This window comes from Streptomyces sp. LN549, assembly GCF_043203805.1.
Lineage (GTDB): Bacteria > Actinomycetota > Actinomycetes > Streptomycetales > Streptomycetaceae > Streptomyces.
Window position 1 is genome coordinate 5,285,629 of the sequence record NZ_JAZHRI010000002.1, and the last position, 17,832, is coordinate 5,303,460.

The 17,832-nt window shown below is 70.5% G+C and carries 16 protein-coding genes; 5 read left to right on the forward strand and 11 right to left on the reverse strand.

Going from position 1 to position 17,832, the window contains the following annotated elements:
* The first annotated feature begins 62 nt into the window (after positions 1 to 62).
* The gene (gene glmM, locus SH922_RS24115) at positions 63 to 1,421 is read left to right on the forward strand and encodes a phosphoglucosamine mutase (protein WP_393059930.1); all 1,359 of its coding nucleotides are present in this window, start codon (positions 63 to 65) and stop codon (positions 1,419 to 1,421) included.
* A 51-nt stretch (positions 1,422 to 1,472) separates the two neighbouring features.
* Here glmM and SH922_RS24120 read toward each other — a convergent pair whose 3' ends face one another.
* Positions 1,473 to 2,438, reverse strand: coding sequence for a DUF389 domain-containing protein (locus SH922_RS24120; protein ID WP_393059931.1), 966 nt, complete (start codon positions 2,436 to 2,438; stop codon positions 1,473 to 1,475).
* A gap of 19 nt (positions 2,439 to 2,457) precedes the next feature.
* Complete coding sequence (gene coaA / locus SH922_RS24125) at positions 2,458 to 3,453, reverse strand: type I pantothenate kinase (RefSeq protein WP_219573703.1); 996 nt, start codon at positions 3,451 to 3,453, stop codon at positions 2,458 to 2,460.
* Between the two features lie 208 nt (positions 3,454 to 3,661).
* Here coaA and SH922_RS24130 point away from each other — a divergent pair, with 208 nt between their 5' ends.
* Positions 3,662 to 5,764, forward strand: a complete 2,103-nt coding sequence (locus SH922_RS24130; RefSeq protein ID WP_393059932.1) for a hypothetical protein — start codon at positions 3,662 to 3,664, stop codon at positions 5,762 to 5,764.
* 118 nt (positions 5,765 to 5,882) lie between these two features.
* On the opposite strand, the gene SH922_RS24135 is transcribed toward SH922_RS24130, so the two are convergent.
* Complete coding sequence (locus tag SH922_RS24135; RefSeq protein WP_393059933.1) at positions 5,883 to 6,791, reverse strand: NAD(P)-dependent oxidoreductase; 909 nt, start codon at positions 6,789 to 6,791, stop codon at positions 5,883 to 5,885.
* An 84-nt stretch (positions 6,792 to 6,875) separates the two neighbouring features.
* On the opposite strand from SH922_RS24135, the gene SH922_RS24140 reads away from it, so the two are divergent.
* Positions 6,876 to 7,238 (forward strand): winged helix-turn-helix transcriptional regulator, encoded by a 363-nt coding sequence (locus tag SH922_RS24140; RefSeq protein ID WP_393059934.1) that lies wholly within the window; start codon positions 6,876 to 6,878, stop codon positions 7,236 to 7,238.
* Between the two features lie 91 nt (positions 7,239 to 7,329).
* Here the strand turns inward: SH922_RS24140 and argG are convergent, their stop codons facing one another.
* From argG to SH922_RS24165, 5 genes are all read right to left on the reverse strand, one after another.
* A complete protein-coding gene (argG, locus tag SH922_RS24145) occupies positions 7,330 to 8,775 on the reverse strand; it encodes an argininosuccinate synthase (protein ID WP_326738122.1) in 1,446 nt (481 codons plus the stop codon).
* Between the two features lie 137 nt (positions 8,776 to 8,912).
* Entirely contained in the window at positions 8,913 to 9,836 is a 924-nt protein-coding gene (locus tag SH922_RS24150; RefSeq protein WP_393059935.1) for an RNA polymerase sigma-70 factor, read from the reverse strand.
* 141 nt (positions 9,837 to 9,977) lie between these two features.
* The gene (locus SH922_RS24155) at positions 9,978 to 10,451 is read right to left on the reverse strand and encodes a carboxymuconolactone decarboxylase family protein (RefSeq protein ID WP_393059936.1); all 474 of its coding nucleotides are present in this window, start codon (positions 10,449 to 10,451) and stop codon (positions 9,978 to 9,980) included.
* 167 nt (positions 10,452 to 10,618) lie between these two features.
* Entirely contained in the window at positions 10,619 to 11,551 is a 933-nt protein-coding gene (locus tag SH922_RS24160; RefSeq protein ID WP_393059937.1) for a zinc-binding dehydrogenase, read from the reverse strand.
* 26 nt (positions 11,552 to 11,577) lie between these two features.
* On the reverse strand, positions 11,578 to 11,976 hold the full coding sequence (locus SH922_RS24165) for a nuclear transport factor 2 family protein (RefSeq protein ID WP_393059938.1): 399 nt from the start codon (positions 11,974 to 11,976) through the stop codon (positions 11,578 to 11,580).
* Positions 11,977 to 12,119: 143 nt separating this feature from the next.
* Between SH922_RS24165 and SH922_RS24170 the strand changes: the two genes are divergently transcribed.
* Positions 12,120 to 13,043, forward strand: coding sequence for a LysR substrate-binding domain-containing protein (locus SH922_RS24170; RefSeq protein WP_393059939.1), 924 nt, complete (start codon positions 12,120 to 12,122; stop codon positions 13,041 to 13,043).
* 220 nt (positions 13,044 to 13,263) lie between these two features.
* Here the strand turns inward: SH922_RS24170 and SH922_RS24175 are convergent, their stop codons facing one another.
* Complete coding sequence (locus SH922_RS24175; RefSeq protein WP_393059940.1) at positions 13,264 to 13,692, reverse strand: VOC family protein; 429 nt, start codon at positions 13,690 to 13,692, stop codon at positions 13,264 to 13,266.
* Between the two features lie 191 nt (positions 13,693 to 13,883).
* Positions 13,884 to 14,285 carry a YciI family protein gene (locus SH922_RS24180; RefSeq protein ID WP_393059941.1) on the reverse strand — a complete coding sequence of 134 codons (402 nt, stop codon included), beginning with the start codon at positions 14,283 to 14,285 and terminating at the stop codon, positions 13,884 to 13,886.
* Positions 14,286 to 14,788: 503 nt separating this feature from the next.
* On the opposite strand from SH922_RS24180, the gene SH922_RS24185 reads away from it, so the two are divergent.
* The gene (locus SH922_RS24185; protein ID WP_393063672.1) at positions 14,789 to 16,672 is read left to right on the forward strand and encodes an ATP-binding cassette domain-containing protein; all 1,884 of its coding nucleotides are present in this window, start codon (positions 14,789 to 14,791) and stop codon (positions 16,670 to 16,672) included.
* 82 nt (positions 16,673 to 16,754) lie between these two features.
* Here SH922_RS24185 and SH922_RS24190 read toward each other — a convergent pair whose 3' ends face one another.
* Entirely contained in the window at positions 16,755 to 17,738 is a 984-nt protein-coding gene (locus SH922_RS24190; protein ID WP_393059942.1) for an Lrp/AsnC family transcriptional regulator, read from the reverse strand.
* Between the last annotated feature and the right edge of the window lie 94 nt (positions 17,739 to 17,832).

Here is a 17,832-nt window from a genome sequence, read left to right on the forward strand (position 1 = left end):
CATAGGCTTGTTGCTTACTTAGTCTGAATTTTTGCGTTTCGGAGCACTTTCGGAGGACACCAGTGGGACGACTCTTCGGCACGGACGGCGTGCGCGGTGTCGCCAATGCGGACCTGACGGCCGAGCTCGCGCTCGGGCTCTCGGTCGCGGCGGCGCACGTACTGGCCGAGGCAGGGACCTTCGAGGGCCATCGGCCGACGGCCGTGGTGGGCCGCGACCCCCGAGCCTCCGGAGAGTTCCTGGAGGCCGCAGTGGTGGCCGGCCTCGCCAGCGCGGGCGTCGACGTCCTGCGCGTCGGCGTGCTCCCGACCCCCGCCGTGGCCTACCTCACGGGCGCGCTGGGTGCCGACATCGGAGTGATGCTCTCCGCCAGCCACAACGCCATGCCGGACAACGGTGTCAAGTTCTTCGCCCGCGGCGGCCACAAGCTCGCCGACGAGCTGGAGGACCGCATCGAGACGGTCTACGAGCAGCACCGCACCGGTGAGCCGTGGGCCCGGCCCACCGGCGCCGGCGTCGGCCGGATCAGCGACTACGCCGAGGGCTTCGACCGTTACGTCGCCCACCTCATCGGCGTGCTCCCCAACCGGCTCGACGGGCTGAAGGTCGTCCTCGACGAGGCTCACGGCGCCGCCGCCCACGTCTCGCCCGAGGCGTTCGCACGGGCCGGGGCCGAGGTCGTCACCATCGGTGCCGAACCGGACGGTCTGAACATCAACGACGGCTGCGGCTCCACGCACCTGGCGCTGCTCCGCGCCGCCGTCGTCGAGCACGGTGCCGACCTCGGCATCGCGCACGACGGCGACGCCGACCGCTGCCTGGCCGTGGACGGAGCGGGCGAGGAGATCGACGGCGACCAGATCCTGGCCGTGCTCGCCCTCGCCATGCGCGAGGCCGGACAGCTGCGCAAGGACACCGTGGTCGGCACCGTGATGTCGAACCTCGGCTTCAAGATCGCCATGGAGCGCGAGGGCATCCATCTCGTCCAGACCGGGGTCGGCGACCGCTACGTCCTGGAGTCCATGAAGGCCGAGGGCTACGCCCTGGGCGGCGAGCAGTCCGGACACGTCATCGTCCTGGACCACGCCACGACCGGCGACGGCACGCTGACCGGCCTGATGCTGGCGGCCCGGGTCGCCGCCACCGGCCGTTCGCTCGCCGATCTGGCCGGTGTGATGGAGCGCCTGCCGCAGGTCCTCGTCAACGTGCCGGACGTCGACAAGTCCCGCGTGGGCACCTCCCCGGAGCTGGCCGCGGCCGTCGCCGAGGCCGAGCGCGAGCTCGGCGCCACCGGCCGCGTGCTGCTGCGCCAGTCGGGCACGGAGCCGCTGGTACGGGTCATGGTCGAGGCCGCCGACATCGAGCAGGCGCGCGCGGTGGCCGGACGCCTGGCCGACGTGGTGAAGTCCGCGCTGGGCTAGTCAGGAGCGACCGGTGGGCGGGTGCGCGGCAACGCGCACCCGCCCACCGGTTTACGCGTCCGTGGCCACGGGCCGCTTCGGGTGCGTCCGCTGGTGGCGGAGGGCCACCACCCACAGCCCCTTCTGCGCCAGCAGCGTCAGCGTCCCCGCGAGCACGATCCCGCCGAGGTTCGCCAGCAGTTGCTGGATGGAGCCCGTCATCTGGCTGTAGTCGTTGTAGCTGAACGCCACTGCCGCGTTGGCCGCGGCCGGCACGGTCGTCACCGAGATCGCGACACCGATCAGCGCCCCGGACTTCGCCGAGGTCAGAGAGAGCGTTCCGGCGATGCCCGCGAGGAACGCCACCACGAACGACATCCAGTCCGGCTGCCAGATGAACGCGGTGTTCGGCCGGGGCGCCTCGACCATCGAGTCGTTGAACAGGCCGAAGACGTCCATCAGCCAGGCGAAGCCGGCCGTCAGCGCCATCGCCGCGGCGAAGCCGCCGACCAGCGCCCACAGGGACCGCAGAACCAGACGCGGGGCGCGCTGCACCAGTGCCGTGGAGATACCGGCCAGCGGCCCGAACTCCGGACCCACCGCCATCGCGCCCACGATCAGGATCGCGTTGTCGAGCATCACACCGCAGGCGGCGAGCATCGTCGCGACCGAGAGGAACGCGACGTAGGTGATGGAGAACGTCGACTCCTCGTGGGTGACGTCCGTCAGCTCCTCCCACAGCACCGCGTCCGCACCCTCGCCCGGTGCGGCCTCCTCGGCCCGGTCGGCACTCGCGGAGAGCGTCAGGTCCATGTTCTCGACGGTGATCGACCCGTACTCGCCGACCCCGAGCCGCCGCAGCGCCCCGATCAGCTCGTCGCCCGCCTCGCGCGCCACGTCGCACAGCACCACATCGCCCACCGGGTCGCGCGCCACCCCCGGCAGCACTGCGAGATGGGCGGTGCCGACGGTCCGCTCAAGCAGGCCCGTCACCTCGTCCGTGTGGTCGGCCGGGACTATCAGGCGTAGATGCAGCACGCGTGCACCCTTTCCGGAGTCAGAGCTTGCGCAGGGACAGCCGCTGGACCTTGTGGTCGGGGCCCTTGCGCAGCACCAGCGTGGCACGGCCGCGGGTCGGCGCCACATTCTCCACCAGGTTGGGCTTGTTGATGGTCCGCCACATCGTCGCCGCGTACTCCATCGCCTCCGCCTCGGAGACCTGCGTGTACTTGCGGAAGTACGAGGACGGGTCCTGGAACGCCGTGGCGCGCAGCTTGCGGAAGCGGTTGAGGTACCAGGTCTCGATGTCCTCGGGCCGCGCGTCCACGTACACGCTGAAGTCGAAGTAGTCCGCGAGCCCGACCCTGGTCCGGCCGTCCTTGCCGGGCAGGGCGGGCTGCAGCACGTTCAGCCCCTCGACGATGAGGATGTCCGGACGCCGTACGGTGAGCCGCTCGCCCGGCACGATGTCGTAGATCAGGTGCGAGTAGACGGGGGCCGTCACCTCGTCCTTGCCCGCCTTGATGTCGGCGACGAAGCGGGTCAGGGCGCGCCGGTCGTACGACTCCGGGAAGCCCTTGCGCGACATCAGCCCGCGTGCGTGGAGCTCCTTCATCGGCAGCAGGAAGCCGTCCGTGGTCACCAGCTCCACCCGCGGGTGCTCCGGCCAGCGTGCAAGCAGCGCCTGGAGGATGCGGGCGCTGGTGGACTTGCCCACCGCGACACTGCCCGCGACTCCTATGACGAACGGGGTCCCGCGCTGCTCCCCGTGCCCGTTGCCCGCGTCCCCGAGGAAGGTGTTCAGGGCGCCGCGCAGCCCGGAGGTGGCCTGGACGTACAGATTGAGGAGGCGCGAGAGCGGCAGGTAGACGTCCCGCACCTCGTCGAGGTCGATGACGTCCCCGAGTCCGCGCAGCCGCTCCACCTCGTCGGCGGTCAGCGGCAGCGGCGTCTTGTCGCGCAGCGCGCTCCACTCCGCCCGGGAGAGGTCGACGTACGGCGTCGCGGCGGGTTCGGCGCGTCGGTTCGTGCTCCGTGTCGGCGAAGTGATCACGGGTTCATTGTTGCGGGAGTTCGACGGGAGTTCGAACGGAGTGGGGGGTGGGCTCGGTCACGTGGGGGAGTGGGAGCGGCCGGGCACGGTTCGGCCGATCGCTGCGACCGAGGCCGGTCCACGGCGTGGTGCACCGTCTTGCACGAATGCATTCATAGTGTCCCTTTTTATGCTACGAACTCATTCCGCGCCGGGTCGCCGGCGCCGCGTGGCGCCCCTGACCGGAGCCATGGTCCTCACGGCGGCGATCGTGGCGGTGTCACTCCTGCCCGGTGCCGTGCCGGTCACGGGCAGCAACGCCGCAGCCGTGTCGCCCACACTGGTGGACGAATCGTTCACCGGGGCGACGGCGGACAGTGACTTCACCGCAGTGGGACCGGCCTGCCTGACGGGGGCCGCTCCCGAGCAGCCACCTGCCGGGAACGCCGCCCATCCGCTGGGCGGTTGCCCCGATACGGCGGTGGGACCCGTTCCGCCGCGCAACGGGGCACCGTACGGCTACCTCCAGCTGACGGACGCGGGCAACGACCGGTCCGCGGCGGTGATCCACAACAAGGCGCTGCCCGCGAACGAAGGGCTGGAAGTCTCCTTCGACCAATGGCAGTACGGGGGGACACCGGTCGCGAACCCGGCGGACGGCATCTCGTTCTTCCTGGTGGACGGGGCATCCGATCTGTCCGCGCCCGGGGCGTTCGGCGGGAGCCTCGGCTACGCGCAGAAGCTGCCGAACGACGACCCGAGCATGGATTTCGTGCCGGGCGTCGACCATGGATATCTGGGCGTCGGCCTGGACGTCCTGGGGAACTACTTCGGCGACTGGGAGCACCGCGGCAACGGCTGCGCGCGACGTTCCCCAGCCGGTACGGGATTCCGGATTCCGGGACCGGGGAGCAACATGGTCACGGTGCGGGGGCCCGGCCACGGTACCGAGGGCTACTGCTTCCTGGCCGCCACCACGACCAACCTGACGACGTCGGCGCCCTGGCCGTCCACCCTGCCCGGCAAGCTGCAGGGGCCGACCACCGCGGCGGACCTCCCTGCGGGGACGACGCCCGAACAGGCGCAGCAGATCCTGGAGGCGTCCCGCCGCACCGTGACGGTGCGGGTGAGTCCGGCTCCCGACCCGGTGCTGACGGTGCTGGTCGACTTCCATGACGGGAACGGGACCCGGCAGGTCCTGGAAACGGCCGCACCCCAGCCGGTCCCCGCCACGTACAAGTTCGGCTTCGGCGCGTCGACGGGGGGCTTCACCGACGTACATCTCCTCCGTACGCTCTCCGCCCACTCGCTGAACCCCCTGCCGGACCTCAACCTCGTGAAGCAGGTCAGCGTCGCCGAACCGCTGCCCGAGGTGATCGTGCCGGGGACGCGGGTGCCGTACGAATTCGTGGTGACGAACTCGGGGGAGACCGACCTGTCCGACGTCACCGTCGAGGACCCCACCGTCGGACCGGTGAGCTGCCCCTCCACGACCTTGGCCCTCGGCGCGACGATGACCTGCACGGCGTCCTACACCGTCACCGGACGCGATGTCGGCCGCGGCTACATCGCCAACACCGCGGAAGCATCCGGAAGGAGCGGTGAGGAGACAGTCGTCTCCCCGCCGTCGAGTGTGAATCTGCCCCTGGGCGGCGAGGTCGGTCTGGCCCTCGACAAGCAGGTGGACGACTCGGAGCCGTACGCACTTGGGGACGAGGTGGAGTACAGCTACGTGGTCAGCAATGTCACCGACAACCCGGTGGAGGATCTCCTGATCCACGACGACCTCCTCGAGGACGTCACGTGTGAGTCCACCGCGCTGGCCGAGCAGGGCACGCCGGGCGACAGCACCACCTGCACGGGCACCTATGTGGTGGACGAGGACGACGTGGAGCGGGGGAGCGTGGTGAACCACGCGGTCGCGACGGGCAACGGCGGCGCGGTGAAGTCGCCGCCCGACGAGGCGACCATCCGGGTCACCATGCCGACTCCCACGCCGACGCCGACGCCGACCCCCACCCGTACGCCGACCCACAAGCCGACCCATACGCCGACCCACACACCCACGCACAAGCCGACCCACACACCCGGTCCGACGCCGACGCACACATCTCCGTGGCCCGCGCCGACGCACACATCTCCGTGGCCTGCGCCGACGCACACATCTCCGTGGCCTGCGCCGACGTCCTCACCCCCCGGCCACGGGGGCGAGATGCCGGACACCGGGGCGCCGATGCTGCTTCCGCTCGGCATCGCCACAGTGATCGCGGCGGCGGGCGGTGCGCTGATCCTTGTGCAACGCCGGCGGAAGGCCGTGACGCACGGCTCCTGACCCCGCCCGCTTGATGCAAGGACCGGCCCGGCGCCCACGGCGCCGGGCCGGTCTGCGTCCGGACAGGTGGGGCCGGCAGGGTGTTCAGCGGTCCGGCGGTCCGGCGTCCGGCATCCGGTCAGCGCGGTCCTCGGATGCCGTCGATGATGCGGGTCCAGTTGTCGCCGCCGTGTCCGTTCTCGATCGCGCGCCGGTAGTGGGCCTGCACAGCCAGGGGGAGCGCAAGGTCGAGCCCGAGCGAGGTGCTGGTCTCGACGATGTGGTCGGACGTGGCGCCCATCATGGTGACCGTGCTGAGCTCGCCGGGATGCTCGCCGGCGTCCAGCGCGGTGCCGGGGTTCTCCTCGCCGGCCCTCATGATGTCGCCGATCGAGTCGGCGGAGGAGAGCAGCTCCGGCAGCGCTTCCCCGGCCGTCAATCCTGCGGTGCCGAGCATCGCAGTCGCGTGCATCAGTGCGGACAAGGTGGTGAGGAATACCGCGAGTTGGGCCTGATACATCATCTGGGCGAGGCCCGGGTCCGCGCCCAGGTGCTTCGGTGTTCCGATCAGTGCCAACGCCGCCAGGTGGCTCTCCCGCACCTCGTCGCGGCCGCTGTAGTAGACATGCGCTGCCTCCGTGCCGACCATCGGCGCGGGGACCATGACGCCTCCGGTGAGGAAGCCGGCGCCGTGGTCCGCTGCCCAGGTTGCCGCCTCGCGTGAGCGGTCGGGAGTGTCGGAACTCAGGTTGACCAGCGTCCGGCCGGCCAGTGACGCGGTGGTGCTGCCGAGGATGTCGTACATCGCCTGGTAGTCGGTGAGGCTGAGGATGACGAGGTCACTCGCTTCGACTGCTTCGCCGGGCGTGGCCGCGAGCGTTGCTCCGGCTGCGACGACGCCGTCGGCCCGGCCGGCGGTGCGGTTCCAGACGGTGACAGGGTGTCCGGCGGCAAGGAGGGTGCGGGTCATCGCCTGCCCCATCGGGCCGAGCCCGATCACGGTGACAGCGCTGTCCTGCCGGGTGGTGTGGCTCAGTTGTTCGTTCACCCCTCCATGCTCGGAGAGGGGCCCTACTCTCGGAAGTACCCACTATTTTCTGCGGTACTTACCTTTTAGTAAGGGTGATCAGCGATGGCCAGGGCGCCGAGAATCGGGCCGTACATCTGCGGCATCGACGCCGGGCTCGACGTGGTGAGCGGCAAGTGGAAGGGGCTGATCCTCTGGGAGCTCGACGCCCATGGAGTACGCCGCTTCGCCGAGCTCCGTCGTGGTCTGCCGGGAGTGAGCGAGAAGATGCTGACGCAGCACCTGCGTGAGATGGAGGCGGACGGTCTCGTGCACCGGAAGGTGTATGCCGAGGTGCCGCCGCGGGTGGAGTACTCCCTGACCGAGCACGGGCACACGCTCAACCAGGCGCTCGGACCGCTCGGCGCCTGGGGAGTTGAGCGGATCCGTCGCGAAGGCTCCGAAGTGGTCGAGACCTCACACGGATAGGCACATAGTCAACCGGCCCGGGGTGGCGGACAGCGAAAAGGCCGGCCAGGCGCGCAGGGCGCCGGGCCGGCCTGTTTCTCGGAGCGGGGTGCTAGTCCGTACCGGACTCCATCGCCGCACGGTCCAGCATCTCGTCGGCTTCGGAGACCTCGCCGCGGGAGGCGATGGCCTGGGCGCCGCCCTCGGGCAGCGAGCCGATGAGGCCGGTGGCGGCGGCCTGGGCCGCGCCGATGGCCGGGTTGGCGGTGCCGATCAGGCCGAGGCCCGCGTACTGCTCCAGCTTGGCGCGGGAGTCGGCGATGTCGAGGTTGCGCATCGTGAGCTGGCCGATCCGGTCGACCGGGCCGAACGCGGAGTCCTCGGTGCGCTCCATGGACAGCTTGTCCGGGTGGTAGCTGAACGCCGGGCCCGTGGTGTCGAGGATCGAGTAGTCCTCGCCGCGCCGCAGCCGCAGCGTGACCTCGCCGGTGACGGCGGTGCCGACCCAACGCTGGATCGACTCGCGCACCATCAGCGCCTGCGGGTCCAGCCAGCGGCCCTCGTACATCAGACGGCCGAGGCGGCGGCCCTCGTTGTGGTACTGGGCGAGGGTGTCCTCGTTGTGGATCGCGTTGACCAGGCGCTCGTACGCGGCGTGCAGCAGGGCCATGCCGGGGGCCTCGTAGATGCCGCGGCTCTTGGCCTCGATGATCCGGTTCTCGATCTGGTCGGACATGCCCATGCCGTGGCGGCCGCCGATGCCGTTCGCCTTCATCACCAGGTCGACGGCGGAGTCGAACTTCTCGCCGTTGATGGTCACGGGGCGGCCCTGGTCGAAGCCGATCGTGACGTCCTCGGTCTCGATCTCGACCGAGGGGTCCCAGAACTTCACGCCCATGATCGGGTCGACGGTCTCGACGCCGGTGTTCAGGTGCTCCAGGGTCTTCGCCTCGTGCGTGGCGCCCCAGATGTTGGCGTCGGTGGAGTACGCCTTCTCCGTGCTGTCGCGGTAGGGCAGGTCATGGGCGACCAGCCACTCCGACATCTCCTTGCGGCCACCGAGCTCGGTCACGAAGTCCGCGTCCAGCCAGGGCTTGTAGATCCGCAGGTGCGGGTTGGCGAGGAGACCGTAGCGGTAGAACCGCTCGATGTCGTTGCCCTTGTACGTGGAGCCGTCGCCCCAGATCTGTACGTCGTCCTCGAGCATCGCCCGCACCAGGAGCGTGCCGGTGACGGCGCGGCCGAGCGGCGTGGTGTTGAAGTACGCGCGCCCGCCCGAGCGGATGTGGAACGCCCCGCAGGTGAGCGCGGCCAGCCCCTCCTCGACGAGTGCCGCACGGCAGTCGACCAGTCGCGCGAGCTCGGCGCCGTAGGCCTTGGCGCGGCCGGGCACGGAGGCGATGTCGGGCTCGTCGTACTGACCGATGTCGGCGGTGTAGGTGCACGGGACAGCGCCCTTGTCGCGCATCCACGCGACCGCGACCGAGGTGTCGAGGCCGCCCGAGAAGGCGATGCCGACGCGCTCGCCGGTGGGCAGGGAGGTGAGGACCTTAGACATAGGAAGATTATGCATCATCTCGCATGATCATGCAACGCGAGGTGGATTCTGGGCCTCCGGACCCCGGAAACCCACCATGGCACGGAGCGTCCCGGGCGGCAGATCGGCAGGTCGGGCCACCCGGACCGGCTCCGGGGTCACTCCGTCTGCCGGCGTGCCTGCTTCACCTCGTCGTTGACGGTCCAGGCGTCGGCAACCGGTCCGAGGTGGCCGAGCTTGTCGGGGTTGATCACCGAGCGGATGGTCTGGATCTGCCCGTCGAGCACGTCGAGAGCCAGGGTGTGGAGGACCCGGCCGTCCCTGTCGCGGAAGACGGCGCCGGGCTGAGCATTGACCTCGTGCGGCTCGAACGTCACGTCGATCCGGGCCATCAGCGGGAAGACGGAGGCCAGCAGCCGGGCCACGTTCTCGGCGCCGACGACGGCCCTGGCCAGCTGCGGGGCCTTGCCGCCGCCGTCCCCGACCATCTGCACGTCGGCGGCCAGCAGATCCCGCAGGCCGCCGACGTCGCCTTCGCGCAGGGCGTCGAAGAACCGCCTCGCCAGCTCCTCACGCTCCTGACGGTCCGCTTCGAACCGCGGCCTCCCGGCCTCCATGTGCCGCCGCGCCCGTACCAGCAGCTGCCGGCACGCCGCCTCCGAACGCCCCACCGCCGAGGCGATGTCGTCGAACCCGAAGCCGAACACCTCACGCAGCACGAACACCGACCGTTCGAGCGGGCTGAGGCGCTCCAGCAGCAGCAACGCAGCCATCGAAACCGAGTCGGCCAGCTCCGCCGAGCGCGCCGGATCCTGATACGGATCGCTCAGCAGCGGCTCGGGGAACCACGGGCCCACGTACTCCTCCCGCCGCACCCGGGCGGAGCGCAGCACGTCGATCGAGATCCGCGTCACCGTGGTGGACAGGAACGCCTTGACCGACGTGGGAAGGGTTGCCGAGCCGTCGAAGCGCAGCCATGTCTCCTGCACCGCGTCCTCGGCCTCGCTCACGCTGCCCAGAATCCGATAGGCGATCGAGAACAGCAGGGGCCGCAGCTCCTCGAACTCTCCGACCTTGTTCACGTCGCATCTCCCTTGAGGACTGCCGCGGGCCGGTCCGGCACGGGGGCACGTTCCGGTGAGTGTGTGGGACGCCGGCAGGGCCGTGCGACGCCCCGTGTCCGGGGCCTACGGCCGTGCCCCGGACGGGGCGTCGACGTCCACTCAGTGGAACTGTCCGGCCTCGTAGTCGCCGGCCGGCTGCTGGGCGATGATGTTCAGCCGGTTCACCGCGTTCATGAAGGAGACCAGCAACGCCAGGGCGGTGAGCTGCTCCTCGTCGTAGTGCTTCGCGGCCCGCGCCCACACCTCGTCGCTGACCCCGTCGGCCGCGTCCGCGACCCTCGTCCCCTGTTCCGCCAGCTCCAGCGCGGCGCGTTCGGCCTCGGTGAAGACCGTGGCCTCGCGCCACGCCGCCACCAGGTGCAGCCGCACCGAGGTCTCGCCGGCCGCGGTGGCCTCCTTGGTGTGCATGTCGATGCAGACGGCGCAGCCGTTGATCTGACTCACACGCAGTGCCACCAGCTCCTGCGTCGCGGCCGCCAACGGTGAATCCTTGAGCGTCTTGCCCGCCGACATGAAGTGCTTGAGGGCCTTGGCGGCGGTGGGGGCGGCGAAGTAGTTCAGTCGCGCGTCCATGGTGTGCTCCTCCGTGCTCGTCGCTGGGTACACCCCTTAGGACGAGACAGCCCGGCGCCCTGTGACACGGACATGGGAGCTCCCCTTCACGGCGGCGCGGAGAGCTCCTGTCCGCGGCGGGCCTGGCGCTGCTGCGCGAAGGCGCGAAGGCTCGAAGGCGCGCACCCTCACCCCACCGTCAGCACCGCGTTCCCCCGCACCCGCCGTCCCCGGATGTCCGCGATGACCTCGCCCGTGCGGGACCAGTCCCGCACCGAGCCGATCTCCGGGTGGAGACGGCCGCCCGCCACCAGCCGGACCAGCGTGGCGAGGTCGTCGGCGTACGTCGTGTCCGCGCGGGTGTAGTCGAAGTGGGCGATACGGGCCTGGGCCGGGCCCTTGAAGAAGTCGAAGAAGTCCAGCGTGACCGGGTTGCGGCTCGCCTGGCCGAACCAGACCAGCAGCCCGCCCGGGGCCAGCCGGGCCAGGGCGGTGGGCAGGGAGTCTCCCCCCACCGACTCCAGGACGATGTCGTACGGGCCCCGCGCCTCGTCCGGTGACGTCACCACCTCGACCGCGCCCAGGTCCAGCAGCCTCGCCCCGCGTTCCGGTGTCGCGCTGACCGCTGTCACGGCCGCACCCGACGACGCGGCCAGCTCCGTGACGTAGTGGCCGACGCCCCCGCTCGCCCCGGTGACCAGCAGCCGCCGGCCCGCCACCGGGCCCGCCGCCCGGAGCAGGCGCAGCGCGGTGATGCCCGCCAGGGGGAGGGCCGCCGCCGTCACCGCGTCGATGCTGTCCGGGAGTCCGGCGATGCTGTGGACGGGCACCGCGACGCGCTCGGCCCAGCCGTACGCGGGCGGATGGGCCACCACACGTGTCCCGGCCGCCGGGCCCGTGCCGTCGGCCGCCGCCCGGACGACCGTGCCGGCGACATCCTTGCCGGGCCGCCAGCCCTCCCACCGCCGGTCGAGCTGCCCGTCCAGCTGGAACGTCTCGCCCCGGTTGACGGAGTACGCCTCCACGGCGATCAGTGCTTCATCGGCAGCCGGACCGGGCTCCGGTGCCTCGCCGAGGACGACCGTTCCGCCGCGTTCGGGGTCGGGAAGCTGCGCTCGCACGAGATCTCCTCTCCTCATGCTCATACTCATGCGAAGACGACGGTCTGGGCGTGGAGCGTGTCGAAGTGCTCGCGTACGGAGGCGATGCGGCCTCCCCGTACCGTGAACACGGCCAGGCAGTGCTGGTCGTACCTGGCCCCCTTCCGGGTCAGCCCTCGTGTGTTCCATTCCGCCAGGACGCGCTCGCCCTCCGCGATCACGCCCTCGAACTCGATCTCCACCGATTCCGGCACCAGCCGGGCGACCATCTGCGCCACGAACTCGTCGAAGATCTCGTCCGGCCCCGTCCACGTGCCCGACACCGGCAGATCCCCGGCGAGCGTCCAGGTGACGTCGGCGTCGAAGAACGCGCGCAGCCGGTCCATGTCACCCGCGACGAGCGTGTGCATGTAGTCGAGGACGACGTCCTTGGGGGTGGTGTCCATGATTTCGATGGCCCTTCCTGTGGTTCCGCTCCGACTTCTGAAGGCTAGGAAGAGGAGGCCCGTGCAGGGAAAGACCTGTTCTCGATCGGTCCAGAACCGACCGGCATCACCGCTGGTCGGCCTGGGCTCGTATGCTGCTGCGCATGTCAGAACTGCGGCGCCTGCGCTACTTCCTGGCCGTGGCCGAGGAACGCAACTTCACCCGCGCCGCCGAGCGGCTCCACATCGCCCAGCCCGCCCTGAGCCGGCAGATACGCGAACTGGAGAAGGAGTTGGGCGTCCAGCTCCTCGACCGCACCACCCACTCCGTCGAACCGACCGAAGCCGGGCGGGTGTTGATGGAACGAGGTGCCGCACTCCGCGAAGACGCCGACCGGCTCTGGCGCGACGTACGCGGCTTCGCCGGAGGCGAGCACGGCACGCTGGCCTTCGGGTACAGCACGAGTACGAGTTACGAGACGGCCCCCGCACTCCTCGCCGCCCTGGCCGAACGCCTGCCGGGCATCACCGTCACCACGCGCCTGCTCCCCACCGCGGAGATCCTGGCCGGTGTCGCCGACGGCACCCTCGACGCGGGCCTCGTCCGCTGCCCGCCGCCCACGCCCGAGCTCGTGCGGACGCTCGTACGGCTGGAGCCGCAGGGCGTCCTCATGGCCGCCGGACACCGCTTGGCAGCCGAATCAGTCATCGACCCCACCGCTCTCGCCGCCGAAACCCTCCTCGTCCACCCGCGCGAGGCCAACCCCGGCCACTACGACGCGATCATCGGCATCCTGGACCGCGTCGGCATCCACCCGGAGCTGATGCTGCGCCCACTGTCGTTCGACGCCGGTCACACCCCGGTGGTGCGCGGCGACGCCGTCTCCGTGGTCGGTGGTTCGGCCGCGTCCAGCCTGCCCACGGGGCTGGTGTGGAGGCCGCTGGCCGGGGGAGTCGCCATCGAGCTGCACCTGCTGACGAGGGGACGCGGCGCGCGCCCCGTCGTGGCCCAACTCCTCCGTACGGCAGGCGAGACGGCCCGTTCCGGTGGCTGGCTGCGCTCGCCGGACGCGGCGGCAGCGCAGTAGCGGCGAGCTGTGAGTGAAGTGGGCGGTTCTCGGGAGTCCCGTACGCATCGGCCGACTGGCCACCTGGACAGGGCCGCCGAGCGCCTCGAGGACCTGCCGCGCACACGCGCGCCGCAGGTCCTCGTTGTGTGAGGGGACCGCGCACCGGACGCGGCCGGCAGCGTGGCCCCGCAACCCCACCGCGTGGGGCGGGGCAGCGGGAGGGCGCGTTCGCGGTCCCTCAGTCGATACAGAACTCGTTGCCCTCGATGTCCTGCATCGGGATGCACGAATCATTACCGTCGTACAGCGTTCGCACGTGTACCGCGCCGAGCGGGACCAGCCGTGCGCACTCGGCCTCGAGTACGGCGAGGCGCTCCTCGCCCACCAGTCCGGTCCCGACCCGCACGTCGAGATGCAGTCGGTTCTTGGCGGCCTTCCCTTCGGGGACGCGCTGGAAGTACAGGCGCGGACCCACCCCTGAGGGGTCACTGCAGGCAAACCATGAATCCCGCTGCTCAGGGGGCAGTGAGAGCTTGAAGTCGTCCCAAGTGGCAAACCCCTCCGGTGGGGGCGGTACGACGTATCCCAACACCTCGCACCAGAAACGAGCGAGGCGCTCAGGCTCGGCGCAGTCGAAGGTCACTTGGAACTGCTTGATCGATGCCATCGGCCCTCCACGTGCTGTTCGGCGAAACCCGGATGTCCACGACGCCTGGAGATGCGGACACACCACCGGGGATGCATCGACGTCCTGCCTGTCGTCGTGCGACTTGGTGATCGCGGGCAAGGCCGGCGAGCCTGCCACGTGATCATCCGAGGCTCAACCAGTTTTTCAATGCTGACGGTATCCGGCCCGGTTCAGTGTTCGGTCAGGGAGTCGGTCATCACCTGGCGGACCTCGACGGGCTGTTGCGTCGGTACGCCGCCGGGGCCGGGGGCCGCGGAGATGCGGGCGGCGATCTCCAGGGCGCGTTCCTCGGACTCGACGTCGAAGACGTTGAACCCGGCCAGGAACTCCTTGAACTCGGCGTACGGACCGTCGGTCACCATCGGGGCGGCCGCGCCGTCCGCCCGGACGATCTTGGCCTGGCTCGGGTCCGCGAGGGCGGTGAAGGAGACCATCTCACCGCTCGCGGTCAGCTCCTTCGAGAGGGCCTGGTAGTAGTTGAAGTGTGCGGCGATGTCGCCGGGCGCCCATGTGTCCATCGGCTCGTCGAACACTCCGCCGTCGTGGTTGACCATCAGCATGAACTTCGGCATGAGAACTCCTCGGTGGTATCCGCAGCGCCCTTGCGACGCTCTCACCCCATGAACGGGGCCGCCGAGGAGTTCTCTACATCGTTCGCGAAGATCCTCGAAGAATCTTTGGCCGCACCTGCCGGGGGTGGCGGCTGACCGCGACCAGGGCGGCATCGGGGCTCCCGGTACCTGCTGTGCGGAGGCGAGGAGTCCGGCGAGCCCCATGGTCAAGGGTGCATGCCGTGCCGGTCCCCGGAGGAGGCGGAGTCGGCGCCCGCGCCCGTTTTCGGGCATCGGCGCCCGAAAACCCACCCGTCACAGGTGTTTCAATCCTCGGCGATTCGGCCACGGCCCGCCTCGTCGCGGCTCTCTCGGCGCAGGGGAAACGTTCGCGGACCCTTGCCGTTGCTGAGGTCGCACGCGTCCGGAATCGAGCGCGTTCGATTCGTTGCGGTCTTCGTTATGCCGTGCACCGCCGAGCCATCCAGGTGCGGCACCGAGTCCCAGGAGGGACGCAGGTGACTGTGACTGACGCCTTGACCGCGCACTCGGATACACCGCCGCCACCACCCCCGGCCGCCCTCGACTTCCAGGGAAAGCACGGCAAGAACCCCCTGGCCGAAGCCGGTTTCCGCACCATGTGCGGGCGCCTTCCCGCCGTCCTGAAGCACACGGTCCGACTCGCCTGGGCGGTGGACCGGACCGCCGTGCTGATTCTCCTGCTCTGCCAGCTCCTCACCGGCACCGCGGCCGCCCTCACGCTCGCCTTCACCGCGAAGGCGATGGCCTACCTGCTCGCCGCGGATCCCGTCTCCGAACGTCTGCACGGCGCCTTGCCCGCCCTGGTCGTGGTGGCCGGCGCCGCCGGGGCGGGCCGCCTCAGCATGGCGCTCGCCTCGTACGCCGAACGCCGCATCACGCCGCTGCTGATGACCGAGGCCGACGTGGCGCTGGTCGCCGCCGTGTGCCGGGTCGAGGTGGCGGCGTACGGCGAGGACGGTTTCGCGGACCGGCAGGAAGCCGCCGAAGTGGGCGTCACCCGCACCACCACCATGGTCAACGACGCGCAGCGGTTCATGGCCGCCGGCGTCCGTATGGTCGCCGCGGGCGGCGTCATCACCGTCCTGCACTGGGTCATGCTTCCCGCCCTGCTGCTCGCCGTGCTCCCGGCCGGGCTCGGTGCGATCCTCCGGGCCCGCGTGGACTACGAGACCCACTACCTCAACGTCGGCGACCGCAATGTGCGCGGCATGACGCGCTGGTGGGCCACCTCCGCCCGGTACGGCGACGAGGTCCGCGCCAACGGCATGACCGGGTACCTCCTGTACTGGTATCGGGCGCTGTCCGAACGCATCGACCGGCGCACCCTGGGCGCCGCACCACGACAGCTGCGCATCGACGTGTCCACCAGTGCTGCCAGCGGTGTCTTCCTGTTGGGCACCTGGGCGCTCCTCGCCTGGCTGGCAACCACGGGCGCCGTCCCGCTGCCGGTCGCCGCGACGGCCGTCCTCGCCGTGCAGACCGCCCTTGCCGCACTCTCCCAACTCGTGGTCCAGGGCGCCGCGCTGTTCCACACCTCGCTCTATCTCGCCGACATGCGTGCGTTCCTCGACATGGCCGACGCGCGCGCCCCGAAGCGCGGCGAGCTGACGATTCCGGAGCAGGTGGACGAGATCCGTCTCGATGAGGTGGTCTATCGGTACCCGGGGAAGGAGGAGCCCGCCGTGAACGGCATCTCCCTGAGCCTGCGCCGGGGCGAGATCCTGGCCGTGGTCGGCGAGAACGGCTCCGGCAAGTCCACGCTCACCAAGCTCATCACCGGCATCCTCCTCGCCGACAAGGGCCGCGTGCTGTGGGACGGCATCGACCTGGCGCGGGCCGACGCCGAGGCCGTGTGGAAGCGGACCGCGCTCGTACCGCAGAACTTCGCCACCTGGCCGCTGCGGGCCCGCGAGAACGTCACGCTCGGCCAGCCCAAGTCGTGGGACGACGAGCTGGTGTGGAAGGCCGTCGACGCCGTAGGCATGCGCGAGGCCATCGAGGAACTGCCGAAGCGGCTCGACACCCTCCTGGCCCGTGAACTGTTCGGCGGAGCGGAACTCTCCGGCGGGCAATGGCAGCGGCTCGCGTGCGGACGCGCGCTGTACCGGGGGACTCCGCTGCTGATCCTGGACGAGCCGACCTCACAGATGGACGCCCGTGGAGAGCACCAGATCTTTCTGGAGATCAAGCGGCTGGCCGCCGACTGCATGACGATCGTCGTGACCCATCAGCTGGAGAACACGCGCCTGGCCGACCGGATCATCGTCATGGAGCACGGCCGGGTGATCGAGGACGGTACGTACGACGACCTGATCCACGCAGGGGGCCTGTTCGCCGAACTCGTCGCCCTGGCCCAGGACCGGTGACGGCCGGCTGACCACGCCGCCCGTTCCGTGACGCGTTCCGTGACGCGTCCCGCTCCCCGCCCTTGAGGACGGGGAGCGGAGGTCAACCCCGGAACGGCCGGTACGTCAGCTGCTTGACGCGCCGCAGGAACGGCATCGATTCCACGTGCTCGACGCCCTCCAGCGCGCCCAGGCGCTCGCTCAGGTAGCGGTACAGGTGTCCGGTGTCGCGGGTGATCACCACCGCCACCAGGTTGGACGGGCCCGTGGTCGCCGCCGCGTAGGCGACCTCCGGGTGGGTGGCGAGCGCCTCGCCCACCGTGTGGAGGGCGCGGGGCGCGGCGGTGATGCACAGCATGGTCGGGTGGCGGAAGCCGAAGTGGCCGGAGTCGAACTCGACGTCCACGTACAGCGCGCCCGAGGCCACGAGCCGGTCCATGCGGCGTTTCACCGCTGATTCGGAGCGGCCCGTCGCCTTCTGGAGTTCGGGGTACGTGGCCCGGCCGTCCGCCTCCAGCGCGGCGACCAGCGGCTCGTCCTCGGTGGTGATGACGGCCGGCCCGGGGTGCTCCGGTAGAGGCGCGGTGGCCAGGGCGGCTGCCTGTTCGGGGGACAGCGCGCCGCTCTTGTGGAGCCAGCCGGACGGGCCGCCGTAGAAACGGTGCAGCAGCTGGTGGGCGCGGATGTCGACGATGTGCGGGGTACGCGGCAGCTTGCCGAGGAGCAGGTCGTCCGCGTCGTCCCGGGAGCGGACGTTCGCCGTGCAGGTCACCTCCGTACCGCCCGAAGTGAGGCCGATCCAGGCCGTGTCCGGGCGCTTGGCCAGGGCCTCGGCGATGGCCGTCGCACCCTCGGGCGCGCAGCGCACGCGCAGCAGCCAGTGGTCGAGCGAGTCCTCGGCTGCCGCGCAGCGGACCCCGACGACCCGGAGGCCCGCCTCGGACCGCAGCCGGCGGAAGCGACGGGCCACGGTCTGGTCGGAGACGCCGAGCACGGTGGCGATCCGGCTGAACGGGGCGCGGGCGTCCAGCTCCAGCGCGTGCAGGATCTGGAGATCGAGGGCGTCGCCCACTGTGGTGGATTCCATGGGTGATGGCCTCGTTCATGTCGAATTCCGGCGCATGACGGTCTCCGGCCATTGGTTTCGGCCGCACCTCTCCGATCGTACGGGAGTGGTCGCA